Origin of the sequence: Achromobacter xylosoxidans (assembly GCF_001457475.1) — a bacterium.
In the GTDB taxonomy this organism is placed as follows: Bacteria; Pseudomonadota; Gammaproteobacteria; order Burkholderiales; family Burkholderiaceae_B; genus Achromobacter; species Achromobacter xylosoxidans.
In genome coordinates this window covers 3,258,523-3,271,866 of sequence record NZ_LN831029.1, presented here as the reverse complement: position 1 = coordinate 3,271,866, position 13,344 = coordinate 3,258,523, and the positions used below count along the sequence as shown (strand labels likewise).

Genomic DNA, 13,344 nt, shown 5'->3' with positions numbered 1-13,344 from the left:
GCGCAGCCGGATTCAGCGCTGGCCGCCGCGCCGCGGCACGATCATCGGGCTGCCGGTCTCCGGATCCGGCAGCACCCGGCAATCCAGGTCGAACACCCGCCGCATGGCGTCCTCCGTCACCACCTGGCGCACCTCGCCCTGCGCCGCGATGGCGCCGGCCCGCATCATGACGACGCGATCGGCGTAGCGGAACGCCAGGTTCAGGTCGTGCAACACCACCACCAGCGTGCGCCCGGCCCGGTGCAGGCGCGCGCACAGCTCCAGCAGGTCGATCTGGTGGCGGATGTCGAGGAAGGTGGTGGGCTCGTCCAGCAGCATGATGCCGGCGTCCTGCGCCAGCACCAGCGCCAGCCAGGCACGCTGCCGCTGGCCGCCGGACAGCGTGTGCACGGGATGGTCGGCCAGCTCGGCCAGGTCGGTGTCGGCCAGCGCCGCGTCAACCGCCCGGGCGTCGTCCGCCGACCACTGCCGTAGCAGGGTCTGGTGCGGATAGCGGCCGCGCGCCACCAGGTCGCGCACGGTGATCATTTCAGGGGCCACCGGGTTCTGCGGCAGGTAGGCCAGGCGCCGCGCCACCGCCTTGCGCCGCAGGCTGGCCAGATTGGCGCCGTCCAGGAACGCCTGGCCCTGGGTGGGCGCCAACGCGCCGCCCAGCACGCGCAACAGCGTGGACTTGCCGCAGCCGTTGGGGCCGACCACCGCCGTGAAGGCGCCGGGGGCCACCGCCAGCGACAGGTCCCGCAGCACAGGGGTATCGCCATAGGATAGGCCGACCTGCCGCAGTTGCAGGGCGGACATGCCGCTGGCCGGATCGTTCAGGTGGAGGTCTTGCGCCATTCGAGTACCAGCAGAGATGCGAGATAGACGCCGCCGATGCCGGCGGTCAGGACGCCCACCGGCAGGCCATTGGCGCCAGCCGCGCGGGTCAGCAGGTCGGCAGCGGCCAGCAGCACGGCGCCGGTCAGGGCCGCCAGCAGGGGCTGCGGGCCGCTGGCGCGCACGCAGCGGCGCGCGATCTGCGGCGCCGCCAGGGCGATGAAGGCGACGGGGCCGGCCACGGTGACCGCGGCGGCCGCGGCCAGCACCGCCACCAGCGTGGCGGCGAGGCGACTGCGCGACGCGGTGGCGCCAAGCGCCTGGGCCAGGTCGTCGCCCATTTCAAGCAGCCGCAGGCGGGCGCACAGCGCCAGCGCCAGCGGCAGCAACACGGCGCAGGCCCCCGCGATCAGAGAGACATCGGTCCACGTTCTGCCGGCCAGGCTGCCATTGAGCCAGGCGGCCGCCAGATAGGCCTGTTCACGCCGCAGGTTGGAGAGGCCATACTGCACGAAGGCGAAGGCGATCGCGCCGACCGCGATGCCGGCGATCACCATGCGCTGGGGCGCGGCGAAGCCGGCGCCGGAACCGAACCAGACGCCGGCCGTGGCCAGCAGCGCGCCGGCCGCCGCGCCCCAGGCCACCGGCATCAGCCCGGGCCAGACCATCGCCACGGCCACGGCGCCGGCCGAGGCGCCGGCGGTCAGGCCGATCACGTCCGGGCTGCCCAGCGGATTGCGGGTCAGGCTCTGGAACAGCGCGCCCGACAGGCCCAGCGCGGCGCCCGCGCCCAGTGCGGTCAGGACGCGCGGCAGGCGCACGGTATGCACCAGCCACCGATCCACGGCGCCCCCGGCGCCCAGCAGCGTCTGCCCCAGCGCCTGCCAGGACAGCGTCGGCTCGCCGGTCAGCAGGGCGGTGACCAGCAGAGCGCAGGCCAGGACCAGCAGCAGCGCTGCCCAGGCCAGTGCGCGGGGCGCGACGGGCCAGGCCAGCCAGGCGCCTGCGCGCAACACGCGCGCCGACGAGATGACGGAATGCGCGCGATGCTTCATGCCAGGCTCCGCGCGCGCTTGCGCAAGGCGGCCAGCAGGAATGGCGCGCCGATGAAAGCCACCACCACGCCCGTCAGCAGTTCCGCTGGCGCCCGCAACAGCCGCGCCAGGATGTCGGCGACCAGCATCAGCAACGGGCCGAGCACCACGCAATAGGCGAGCAGCCAGCGCAGGTCGGGACCGGCGTAGCGGCGGGCGATGTGCGGCACGGCCAGGCCGACGAAGGCGATCGGGCCCGCGGCCGCGGTGGCGGCCGCCGCCAGTATCGCCACGCATAGCAGGCCCAGCAGCCGGTACAGGCTGGTGCGCAGTCCCAGCGCCTGGGCCAGCGCCTGGCCCAGGGCCAGCAGATTGAGCGGCCGCGCCAGCATCGCGGCCAGCAGCAGGCCGGTGCCGATGTATGGCGCCGCGCGCAAGGCGACGTCCAGCGATTGCCCCGCCAGCGCGCCCACGGCCCAGAACCGGTAGGCGTCGAAGATATCGTCGCGCAGCAGCGCCACGGCCTGCACGTAGGCAAACAGCACCGCGTTGACGGCGGCGCCGGCGAGGATCAGCCGTACCGGCTGCAGGCCCCGGCCGCCCGCGCCGATCAGGTAGACCGCCGCCGCCGCGCCCAGCGCGCCGGGCAAGGCAGCCCAGAACGGATGGGCGGGCAGGCCGCCCAGCAGCAATGCCGCCGTCACGATGGAGGCGGCCGCGCCGGCGTTCACGCCGAGCAGGCCGGGGTCGGCCAGCGGGTTGCGGGTCAGCGCCTGGATCAGCGCCCCGGCCACGGCCAGGGCGGCGCCGGTCAGCAACGCCAACAGGGTGCGGGGGATGCGGGAGGCGACGACCAGCGCGGCATGGCTGTCGTCCGGTTGCAGCAATACGCGCCACACGGTGGCCGCCGACAGGCCGCGCGAGCCGAGCCAAAGACTGGCCAGCGCGGCGCCAGCCAGCAGCGTACAGGCCGCCAGCAACAGGGGCGCCCGTAGCCGGCGCGCGCCTTGGAGCGGCTGGTCGTTGCGCGCGGCGGGCGGCGGGAAAGGCGGCGGCATCAGGGGCCGGCTCCGTTACCTCCGGCGTGGCGCGCGGCCTCGGCCAGGCGGGGCGCCAGCCGGTCCAGCATCCACGCCACCGCCAGCGGCGTGCCGGAGGACGAGGCCATCACCAGCGCCGGGTCGCTCAATGCCACGTAGGCGCCGCGGCGCACCGCCGGGATCGATGCATACAGCGGCATGGCCGCGGCGCGGTCGCGTTCCTGTGGCGTGTAGAACCAGGACACCAGGATGTCGGCATCGCCCAGCGCGTCGGCATGCTCGAAGCCCAGGTAATGGGCGAAGTGGCCGGCGCTGGCGCGCAGGCCGCGCACCGATGGCGCCAGCGTCAGGCCCATGGCGCTGAGCGTGTCGACGCGCGGGTCGCCGGCGACGTAGGCGGCGAAGTTGCCCGAGCCGAGATCGGCGCGCACGTAGGCGAAGGTCTTGCCGGACAGTTCGGGATAGCGGCGCGCGGCTTGCGCCAGCGCATCGTGGATGCGGGCCTTGAGGGGCGCGGCGGCCTCGCGCGTGCCCAGGGCGGCGGCAATGAGGTCGATCTGCGTGTCAACCGGGGTCAGGAAAGGCTGCTCCGGATAGCCCACGACCGGCACCAGCCGCGACAGTTGCGCGTAGGCCTCGGGACTGACGCCGGAGAAGGGGGCCAGCACCACGTCAGGCCGCAGCGCGATGATCTTCTCGATATCCAGTTCGGGATAGACGGTGATGCGCTCGGGCAGTGGCTGCCCCCGCGCCTCGATCGCGGCGCGGACCCAGGGCCAGTAATGGTCCGAGTCGCCGCCCCAGTCGGCGCGGCCCACGCCCACCGGCACCACGCCCAGCGACAGCACCAGGTCGTCCGCCCCCAGGCCGAGCGCGACGACGCGCTTGGGCGGGGCGGGGATCACCGCAGGGCCCAGGGCGGTCTCCAGCGTGACGGGAAAGCCCGCGACGGTGCTGGCCGTCACGGGTGGGGCGGCGGCCGGCTTGCCTGCCGCGGAGGGCGCAGGGGCGGTGCCTGCCGCAGGCTCGGGAATGGCAGGCGCGCGGTCGCATGCGGCCAGGGTGGCGGCCAGGGCCAGCGCCGCCAGGCCGGCCAGTGCGCGGCGGCCTGCCCGCGCCGCGATCGCCAGATTCAAATGCATTGTGCCGCTGTCCTCCTTGGCTTGCAGCCGTGCGATGCCATCTTCAATACTGCGCGCGCATGGTCAGCATGACGTTGCGCGGCGCGCCATACCAGCCCTGGCTGTAGAAGCCAATCTGGTCGTAATACTTGCGGTCGAAGACGTTGTTCAGGTTGAGGGTGGCCGAGACCTGCTTGCTGAAGTCGAAGCGGGCCATCAGGTTGACCAGGGCGTAGCTGCCTTGTTCCACGTCCACGTTGCCGCGGGGGCTGGCCGCGGACCGATAGATGCGGCTTTGCCAGTCGATGCCGCCGCCCACGGTCAGGCGGTGCAGGTCGCCCGGCAGGCGGTAGGTGGTGTACACCTTGAACAGGCTGCGCGGATGGCTGGTGTTGATCGGCTTGCCGTCGGCGTCCTTGGCGGTGAAGTGGGTGTAGCTGGCGCCGAGGTTCCAGCCGGGCATGAGCTGGCCGCTGGTCTCCAGTTCGAAGCCTTCGACCTTGGCGCCGGAGACGGCGCGGTACGCCTGGGTGCCGGGCATGCCGATGACCGACTCGCCCGGGATCGCCTGTGCCAGGTTGTTCTGGCGGGTCTGGTACAGCGACGCGGAGGCATTCAGCAAGCCGTCCAGGTAGGCGGCCTTCAGGCCGACCTCGTAGCTCTTGCCGTCGATCGGCGGCAGGATCGAGCCGCTGGGCGAGCGGGCGTTCTGCGGCTGGAAGATTTCCGTATAGCTGGCGTATGCGGTGTAGGTGCTGTTGATGTCGTACAGCAGGCCGGCGTAGGGCGTGAACTGATCGTTGATCTTGTACTGGCGCTTGCTGCCGAAGTAGGTCTGGTTGGTTTCCCAGTTACTCCAGCGTCCGCCCAGGATCAGGTGCAACGGATCGGCCAGCGAGAAGCGGCCTACCGCGTAGGCGCCGGTCTGCTTGACGCGAAGGTCGTCAGCGGGCGTCTTGTTGGCGGCCCAGGTGGGTTCGGCGACGTGATCCTGGCGCCAGTCGAAGAAGCTGCCCAGGGCTGGCTTGGCGCCGGTCTGCAGGTACTGGCCGATATTGCTGTGGTCGTTGACGCTCATCCAGCCCAGCGCCAGTTCGTGCTTGCGCCCGAACAACTGGAACGGGCCCGACACCGTCAGGTGGATGTCATCGCGCGAGCGGTCGCCATCATAGTTGTTGTACGCGCTGGTCATGCCCGCGCCCGTGACGCGGTCGGGGTAGCCGCCGCGGAACAGCTGCTTCATGCGATAGTCGCCATCGTTGTGGCTGTAGGCGGCACGCACCTTCCAGTCGTTGGCGAAACGGTGCGTCAGGTCGACGAAGGTGGTGGTGGACTCGGTGTCGATGCGAGCCCAGCGGGTATTGTTGGCCACGGAACGGTTGAAGTCGGTGCGCGAGCCGTCGCTGTAGAACAGCGGAAAGCCGCTACCGAAGCCGTTGCTCTGGTTGCGGGAATACTCGATGCCGGCGGTGAGCACCGTGTCCGGCGTGAGGTCGGCGCTGATGACCCCATAGAAGGTGCGCTTGCGCGAATCCAGGAAGGTCACGTAGCTGTCGCCCTGGTCGTAGGCGGCGACGAAGCGCGAGCGGATGCGGCCGCCTTCGGTGACGGGCACCGACAGGTCCAGGTTGCCGCCGACCTGATCCCAACTGCCGGCGCTGGCGCTGCCGGACAGGGCGAATTCGCGCAGCGGCTTCTTGCGGATGAAGTTGACGGCGGCCGACGGATTGCCCGAACCGGTCATCAGGCCGGTGGCGCCGCGCACGATCTCGACGCGGTCGTAGATGGCCGAGTCGATGTCGGTGGCGCCGTAGTTCCACAGGCTGAGGATGGGCGAGTTCAGGCCGTCGAACTGGAAGTTGTCGATATCGAAGCCGCGCGACGAGAACGCAAAGCGGTTGCTATCGCTACGCGTGACCGAAATGCCCGGCGCGCTCGCCAGGATCGAACCGGTGTCGCGCAGGCCCTGGTCCTCGATCTGCTGGCGCGTGACCACGCTGACGGACTGCGGCGTCTCGCGCGGCGACAGCGTCAATCCCGTGGCCGTGTTCATGGCGTCGGTGGTATAGGAGCGGGTGCCTTCCGTGGTGCCGGGGATGCCCGCGCCGCTGACGGTGACGGCGGGCAATTGCGCCACCTCGCCGGCTTCGGCGCCGGCGGCGTCCTGGGCGAAGGCCTGCTGGTGGGTCAGGGCAGAGCAGAACAGGGCCGTCTGGATCGCGTAGACAAGAGGGCGCACCCGGCGCGATTGCGCGGCGGGCGGGGGCAGGACGGACGGCATGAGGACAAGCTCCAACGGAAAAATTTGGTAATGAGAATTATTGATTTTTACCGTTGAGCTGATGTATGCCGGACGACGCAATGCATATGGAAAACGCCGCCGGGCTGCTGCGCTGGCGCGCGCATGTGCCCGCACCAAACCCATGGGGTGGCACGCTACCCCAGCCCGGCCTCGGTCTTGGCCACGGGCGCGGCGCAGCGATGCAGCCAGGCCCAACCGGCGGCGCTGGCCGCCACGCAGGCCAGCATGGCCACGGCCAGCCGCAGTGGCTGGCCGTAGACCAGCGGCACGCCCCAGCCGCTGGCCACGGAGAACGTCAGCATCTGCATGAAGCCGAGCACGGACGCGGCGGTGCCCGACAGGTCCGGCACGTGCCCCAGGATGCGCAGCGTCATGGCCGGCACGCCCATGGCCAGTCCGCAGGTGAACAGGCCCGGCAGCAGCACCGCCCAGGGCAGGCGCGGCGGCTCGGCGGCGGCCATGTACAGCACGTAGGCCAGGCAACTGCCTCCCATCAGCAGGTAGGCCAGCAACGTGATGCGCCCGTCCGACCAGCGGCCGGCCTTGCGCGCCGCCAGCAGCGCGCCGGCCATGGCGCCCACCACCAGCGGCACGAACAGGTAGGCGAAATCGGTTTCCGGCAACCCCAGCACATTGGTGATGAAGTCGGGCGCGGCCCCGATCAGGAACCCCTGCGCGGCGAACAGCAGGCTGAACGCCAGGCCCAGCGCGGCGTAGCGCCGGTTGCCCAGCACGCGCGCGTAGTTGCCGCCCAGTGTGCGCCAGGCCAGCGGCTGGCGTCGATCGGGCGGCAGCGTTTCGGGCAGGCGCCGCGCGCACAGCAGCCAGGCCGCGGCGGCCAGCGCGGTCAGTAGCAGGAATATGGACCGCCAGCCCTGGTGCGCGGCCAGGTAGCCGCCCAGGATCGGCGCCAGCGCCGGCGACAGATTGAACACCAGGATCAGGTATGACATGGCGCGACGCGCCACGGCGCCGTCGTAGCAATCGCGGATGATGGCCTGGCCGACCACGATGCCGGCGCCCGCCGACAGGCCTTGCACCGCGCGTCCGGCCAGCAGCCAGCCGAAGCCGGGCGCCAGCGCCGCCATCAGCGCGCCGCACACGTACACCCCCAGCGCAGCCAGCACCACGCGACGCCGCCCCAGCGAGTCGGACAGCGTGCCATGCAGCAGCAGCATGGAGGCATAGCAGGCCATGTAGACGCCCAGCGTCAGCTGCACGGTTTCCTGCGGCACGGCGAATTCCCGGCCCAGCGCGCCGAAGGCGGGCAGGTAGGCGTCGATGGTGGCGGGGGCGACACAGGACAGCAGGCCCAGCATCAGCACCATCATGGGAAAGGAAGGCAGGGGTTCGCGGCGTGACACGACGGCATCCATGGCGGGGGCCTCCCGGGCTGGGAAGCGCAACCGCATGGTCGCCTGTCATCGTGGGTTGCAGGAATGGTGAACGCCGCAAGAGCAATGGGCGCCGCCGTAAGCCGTGCACGGCCGGCGCTCAGTTCAGTTCGCTGGGAGCGATGCCGTAGCGCTCGCGGAACGCCGTGGCGAAGTTGGTGGCGTGGCGGTAACCGACGAAATGCGCCGCCTGTTGCACGCTGCACCCTTGGGCCAGTTGTTCGCGCGCCACTTCCAGCCGCCGTTCGCGCAGCCAGCTGAAGACCGAGCGCTGGTAGGTCGCCTGGAATTTGGCGCGCAGCGTGCTCGGGCTCATGCAGGCCAGCCGCGCCAGCTCGTCCAGCGTGTGTTCCTCGCCCGGCGCGCTGTACAGGCGTTCGCGCACCCGTTCCAGCAACTGGCGATCGCGTTCCGAAACCGTGCTGTCGGCCGGCGCGCGCTGTTCCAGTGTCGCCAACGCATGCGCCAGCAACTGCGTCCCCACGCCTTCGCGCAGCATGGCCTGCAGCGGGCCGTCCCAACCGCAGTCGAGCAGGTGCTCGATGGCCTGCAGCAGATGGCCCTGGACCTGCCAGCGGCGCAGCCGCAGCGACGGCGAACGCAGCGCCTTCCAGATCATCTCGCTGGTCTGGTCGTCGCCGGCGCCGTCGGGGTCGGACAGCGACAGGTTGATGCTGCGCAGGCGTTGGCCCGGCGCGTGGATGCCGGTCATGGCGACGGTGTCGCCGTAAAGCGCGCTGACGCCGCTGTGCGCGGCCAGCCTGACGTCGTCGTGGCGATCGATGCGGGTCTGGGCGTGGCCCTGCAGCATGACGATGGCGGAAAAGCGCGGCGACATCATCGAGGTGGCCTCGTAATGCTGGTGCACGCGCACGTCGGACAGCACCAGGGTCAGGCCCGGTCGGATCGCGTGGGTCTCGACGCGGCCTTCGGCAATGCAGAGGGTCTCGGGGTCGCCGCGCAACGCGCCGTTCAATTGCGGCAGGCGGTAGCGGAAACCGCTCTGGCTGCCCATGCGGTTGAAGTCGGCGACGGTGAATTGGGCGGGGGAGGGTGCTGGGTTCAAGATCGTCACTCGCGATACGGGTTGAGCCCCTGTAGCGGTGTTCGGCACACCGTCAAATGTGAGAATGAGAATAGCATATGTTCGCATTGTTGCAGCTATTCTCACCGCTCCGGCACCGTTTTAATTACGGCGTGCCCGGCCCCTGCGTCCCCCTACGGCGCGGCGCAGTCACCCAGTTCCTCGCCCATGATGTCGCGATACCACTCGTGGAAATGCTGCATGCCATCCTCCATCGGCGACTGGTATGGGCCGCTTTCGGAGGTGCCGCGGCGCAGCAGCGCCAGCCGGCCGGCGTCCATGCGCTCGCCGATCTCGTCGTCCTCGACCGCGGTTTCCATGTAGGCCGCGCGCTGCGCCTCGACGAATTCGCGCTCGAACAGCGCGATTTCCTCGGGGTAGTAGAACTCGGCGATGTTGATGGTTTCCTGCGGGCTCTTGGGGTAGAGCGTGGAGAGCACCAGCACGTGCGGGTACAGCTCGATCATGTGGGTGGGGAAGTAGGTCACCCAGATCGCGCCGAAGTCGGGCGCCGAGCCGCCGCGATAGCGCATCAGCGTGTCGTGCCAGTCGCGGTAGACGTCGGAACCGGGCTTTTCCAGCGAGTCATGCACGCCCACGCGTTGCAGGCTGTGGTGGCGGCCGAACTCCCAGCTCAGGTCCTCGCAGGTGACGAACCGGCCCAGGCCGGGGTGGAAGGGCCCCACGTGGTAGTCCTCCAGATAGACTTCGATGAAGGTCTTCCAGTTGTAGTTGCATTGGTGCACCTCGACGTGGTCGAGCACGTAGTCGGAGAAGTCGAACTCGGGCCGCTCGAACAGATGGCCCAGGTCGGCGCGCGGATCGCGCGGGCCCTCGAACAGCAGGCCATGGCAATTCTTCAGCGGAAAACGCGGCAGGTTCAGGCAGGGCGTGCTGGGGAACTGCGGCGCGCCCAGGATCTGGCCGCGGTTGTCGTAGGTCCAGCGGTGCAGCGGGCAGACGATGTTGCCGCCGCTGGCCGACAGGTTGCCGGCGGGGTTGCCGGGTCCGGTCACCGCGCCCGTCTCGCCGCCCAGGATCAGCGCCTGCCGGTGGCGGCAGACGTTGGAGACGAGCTCGACGCCATGGGCGGTGCGCACCAGCACCCGGCCGCCGTCCTCGTGCGGCAGGCGGCGCCAGTCGCCTGGTTCGGGCACGACTTTCTCGTGGCCCACGTAGATGGGCGATTGCTTGAATATCCGTTCCTGTTCGCGGGCGAACAGGGCTTGGTCGAAATAGGCCCGAACGTGCAGCGGGCTCAAGGCCTCGCGCACGTGCTCGAGGCGGCCAATGTCCGTCATTTCCGACTCCTTGTGCCGTCTCGCAAGGCCCGGCCGCCTTCAGGCGGGCACGGCGCTCTCGGCGTCGATCCGGGTCATGCGTTCGGCAAGATCCAATTTGGGGCAGGTGCTGCAGTAGTCGCCGTCGCGCCTGCGGAAGTAGTGGCAGCAGACCTGCCGATCGACGGCGATGACCGGCAGGTCCGCGCGCCGCCAGGTCAGGTAGCCGCTGCGCCCGCGCAGGCCGAGCAGGTCCATCCATTCGATGGCCTGCCGCTGGGCCCAGTCGTTGGCGGCGGCGCCGTCGTCGTGACGCGCGGCCAGCAGGGCATACAGCACGCAATCGGCCTGCATGCTCTCGGCGGCGCGCGGACTCACCCGCAGCGCCTGGGTCAGTTCGCGGTAGAAGGTGGCGCAGATATTGCGCAGTTGTGCGGCGGCGGCCTGCATGCGGTGGCGCAGGCCGCCGCGCAAGGGTTCATGGCGCTCCAGGGTGTAGCCGATGATGAAACCGTCGTCCGGCACCGGCTGGATCATGCCCGACAGGTCGGGCACGATCGCGCTGCGATGCGCGGCGATCACGCTCAGGTAGACGGGCTGCCAGATCAGCAACCCCCAGCAGCGCAAAGCCAGGTAGTGTGGCCCGGCCTCCGGATAGCGCTGCCCCCAGACATCGCGCAGCCGCGCGATGGCCTGGGCGTTGTCGGCGCCCGGGCGGATGCCCGGCCCGGGCGCCGCCGCGACCTGGCCCGACAGCCCGGGCACCAGGCGGCCGGTCAGCGCCAGCAGATCGTCCAGGTCGCGGTTCACGCAAGCGCCTGCGCGGTGTCGGCCTGGCCCAGCCACTGGGGCCGGTGGCGGGCAATCGGGTTGGCCAGGTTGGGCGCCATCTGGAAGCTGCCGATGGGGTCGGCCAGGTTGACCATCTGCAGGTTGTTGGCCAGCTGCAGGCGGTTCAGGCACGAATGGATCATCTCCGGCGCGAACAGGTCGTACTGGCGGTACTTCTCCAGGCGTTCGGGATGGGCTTCCTGATAGGCGATGATGCGGCCGGCCACCAGTTCCCAGAAGGCGTCCTCGTCCATCACGCCGTTGTCGACCAGCACCTGGGACAGATGGCGGAAGTAGCCTTCGAACACGTCCACGAAGATGGTCAGCAGCTTGTATTCCTCGGGCACGTCGGCGGCCAGGCGGCGGGCGTTCTCGGGCAGGGCGGCGTTCGGGTTGAGGATCGACGATTCCTCGGCGATGTCCTTCATGAAGGCGCGCACCGGCACGTGGTCCTGGACCACCAGGATGACGTTCTCGCCGTGCGGCATGAACACCAGGTCGTGGGCATAGAAGCAATGCACCAGCGGCGTAAGGTAGGCGTCGACGTAGCGCTCCAGCCATGCGGCGGCATCCAGCCCCGAGGCGCGGATCAGTTCCGGCAGCAGCGCGCGGCCCTGCGGATCGACGTGCAGCAGCGCGGCCATGGTCATCAGGCGCTGGTTGGCGCCGATCAGCGCGGTGGGGTTCTCGCGCCACAGCGCCGAGAACATCTTCTTGTAGGGCGTGTCGACCGAGATGGCCGCTTCGTAGTAGTAGTTGCGGAACCCCAGCGAGGCCGCTTCGCGCAAGATGGTGAAGCCGTTCTCCCGCAGCCACGGATCGGCGTTGATCAGGCCGTGGATGTACTCGTTGATCGCCGGCGTGCCGGACATGTAGTAAGGCGACAGTCCGCGCATGAAGCCCATGTTCAGGATCGACAGCGAGGTCTTCACGTAGTGCTTGCCCGGCTGGCTGATGTTGTAGAAGGTGCGGATCGACTGCTGCGCCAGGTAGTCATCGTCGCCGTAGCCCAGGCACACGATCTTGCGCGAGGCCACGTAGGGCGCGAACGCCAGCGACAATTTGTTGAACCACTGCCACGGGTGCGACGGCATGAGGAAGTAGTCGGCCGGGTCCAGGCCCTGATCGCGCAGCGTCTGCGTGTGGCGGGCGACGGTGTCGGCGCCCAGTTCGTCGCGCAGCAGGCTGTCGTAGTCCATGGTCGACAGGCAGGCGAAGTGGGCGTTGTCCTTGTGCACCGCGAGCCACATCACGCGGATCGGGCTGGCGCACTCCGGGGCGTAGACGTGGTAGTCTTCGGCGTCGAAGCCCAGGCGGCCGTTGTTGGCCACGAAGCTGGGGTGGCCCTCGATCATCGAGGTCTCGATGGTCTGGTAATCGGCCAGCGCCAATTCGGCGGCCGCGGGCGCGGCGCGGGTGTGCTTGTAGGCGCTGCCGTGCAGCGTGCTGGTGATCTCGTCCAGGTAGATCGGCAGGCGGTCCTCGGGCATGCCGAGCTTGTCGCGGATCTCGATGACGAACTGCAGCGCGTCCAGCGGCGCGGGCGTGCCGGCCATGGTCTTGCTGATGGACTCGGCCGGGATGCGCCAGTGGCGCATGGCCATCAGCTGCGCGTCGAACTGGTATTCGGCATGGCCGTCGGCCAGCACCAGGCGGTAGCGGTCAAAGCCGGGCGCCTCGGCGGGGCCGAGCCGTTCGGGCTCCAGCAGCCATTCGTGGGCATATTCCGAGATGGCCTTCTTCACCAGCAGGCGGTTCACTTTGTCCCAGACCTCGGGAGCGAGGTGGCTGGCGATCTGGGCGGGATGGGGCTGGGTGCTCATAGGGAAGACTCCTGGAGTTGGGCCTGTTCAAATTGCTGCCGGGTGCAGAAGGCGATGCTGGCGGTCTTCTCGCGAAAACGCGCCTGGCCGGCGTAGACAAAACCCATGGCCAGGTTGAGCGCATGGATCTTGCTGTTGTTGCTGTCGGGTTCCACCACCACGCGCCGGGCCTGGAGGCGGTCGAACATGAAGCGCATCACGAAGGCCAGCACGTTGCGGCTGAAATTCGGGATGCGCACGCGCGGCGGGCCGATGAAGATGTGCATGCCGAGGTCGCCGGGGCGCACCGGGTAGTGCTCGCCGACCTGGTCGTGGGCGGGGTCGTAGCACTCGACCAGGAAAGCGGGGCGGCCGTCGTGGCTGCCGAGCCAGGCGCCGGCGTGGCCGCTGTCGGTCAGCGCTTCGTAGAACTCGCGCACCTGCGCTTCGGTGAAGGTCTGCATCGACCAGAAACGGGCGTAGTCCATCGCGAACCACTGGCGCAGCAGCGCGGCATCGGCGGCGGGATCGAGCGGCCGCAGCGCCAGGCCCGCGCCCTCGTCATAGTGGCTGCGCGCCTGGCGGTCGATCTCGCCCAGGAAGGCGGCGGTCATGGTGATCATGGCGGGCTCCCGGGGTA

The 13,344-nt window shown here is 69.7% G+C and carries 11 protein-coding genes; all 11 read right to left on the bottom strand.

Going from position 1 to position 13,344, the window contains the following annotated elements:
- Nucleotides 1-12: 12 nt before the first annotated feature.
- The 11 genes from AT699_RS14755 to AT699_RS14705 all read right to left on the bottom strand — a co-directional run bounded on the left by AT699_RS14755 (nt 13) and on the right by AT699_RS14705 (nt 13,327).
- Nucleotides 13-837 (bottom strand): ABC transporter ATP-binding protein, encoded by an 825-nt coding sequence (locus AT699_RS14755; protein WP_024068922.1) that lies wholly within the window; start codon nt 835-837, stop codon nt 13-15.
- Complete coding sequence (locus AT699_RS14750) at nt 816-1,871, bottom strand: FecCD family ABC transporter permease (RefSeq protein WP_024068921.1); 1,056 nt, start codon at nt 1,869-1,871, stop codon at nt 816-818. The genes AT699_RS14755 and AT699_RS14750 overlap by 22 nt, the downstream gene beginning before the upstream one ends.
- On the bottom strand, nt 1,868-2,908 hold the full coding sequence (locus AT699_RS14745) for a FecCD family ABC transporter permease (RefSeq protein WP_024068920.1): 1,041 nt from the start codon (nt 2,906-2,908) through the stop codon (nt 1,868-1,870). The genes AT699_RS14750 and AT699_RS14745 overlap by 4 nt, the downstream gene beginning before the upstream one ends.
- Complete coding sequence (locus tag AT699_RS14740) at nt 2,908-4,032, bottom strand: ABC transporter substrate-binding protein (protein WP_024068919.1); 1,125 nt, start codon at nt 4,030-4,032, stop codon at nt 2,908-2,910. The genes AT699_RS14745 and AT699_RS14740 overlap by 1 nt, the downstream gene beginning before the upstream one ends.
- Nucleotides 4,033-4,075: 43 nt before the next feature.
- Entirely contained in the window at nt 4,076-6,280 is a 2,205-nt protein-coding gene (gene fauA / locus AT699_RS14735) for a TonB-dependent alcaligin siderophore receptor FauA (RefSeq protein WP_053498112.1), read from the bottom strand.
- Between the two features lie 167 nt (nt 6,281-6,447).
- Nucleotides 6,448-7,677 (bottom strand): multidrug effflux MFS transporter, encoded by a 1,230-nt coding sequence (locus tag AT699_RS14730; RefSeq protein WP_054445010.1) that lies wholly within the window; start codon nt 7,675-7,677, stop codon nt 6,448-6,450.
- A 130-nt stretch (nt 7,678-7,807) separates the two neighbouring features.
- Nucleotides 7,808-8,722: a helix-turn-helix transcriptional regulator gene (locus AT699_RS14725; RefSeq protein WP_020927768.1), complete on the bottom strand. Its 915-nt coding sequence runs from the start codon at nt 8,720-8,722 to the stop codon at nt 7,808-7,810.
- Nucleotides 8,723-8,925: 203 nt separating this feature from the next.
- Nucleotides 8,926-10,092, bottom strand: a complete 1,167-nt coding sequence (locus tag AT699_RS14720; RefSeq protein ID WP_024068915.1) for an aromatic ring-hydroxylating oxygenase subunit alpha — start codon at nt 10,090-10,092, stop codon at nt 8,926-8,928.
- Between the two features lie 39 nt (nt 10,093-10,131).
- Nucleotides 10,132-10,881 carry a siderophore ferric iron reductase gene (locus AT699_RS14715; protein WP_020927767.1) on the bottom strand — a complete coding sequence of 250 codons (750 nt, stop codon included), beginning with the start codon at nt 10,879-10,881 and terminating at the stop codon, nt 10,132-10,134.
- Nucleotides 10,878-12,725: an IucA/IucC family protein gene (locus AT699_RS14710; protein ID WP_024068914.1), complete on the bottom strand. Its 1,848-nt coding sequence runs from the start codon at nt 12,723-12,725 to the stop codon at nt 10,878-10,880. The genes AT699_RS14715 and AT699_RS14710 overlap by 4 nt, the downstream gene beginning before the upstream one ends.
- Nucleotides 12,722-13,327: a GNAT family N-acetyltransferase gene (locus AT699_RS14705; protein ID WP_024068913.1), complete on the bottom strand. Its 606-nt coding sequence runs from the start codon at nt 13,325-13,327 to the stop codon at nt 12,722-12,724. The genes AT699_RS14710 and AT699_RS14705 overlap by 4 nt, the downstream gene beginning before the upstream one ends.
- Between the last annotated feature and the right edge of the window lie 17 nt (nt 13,328-13,344).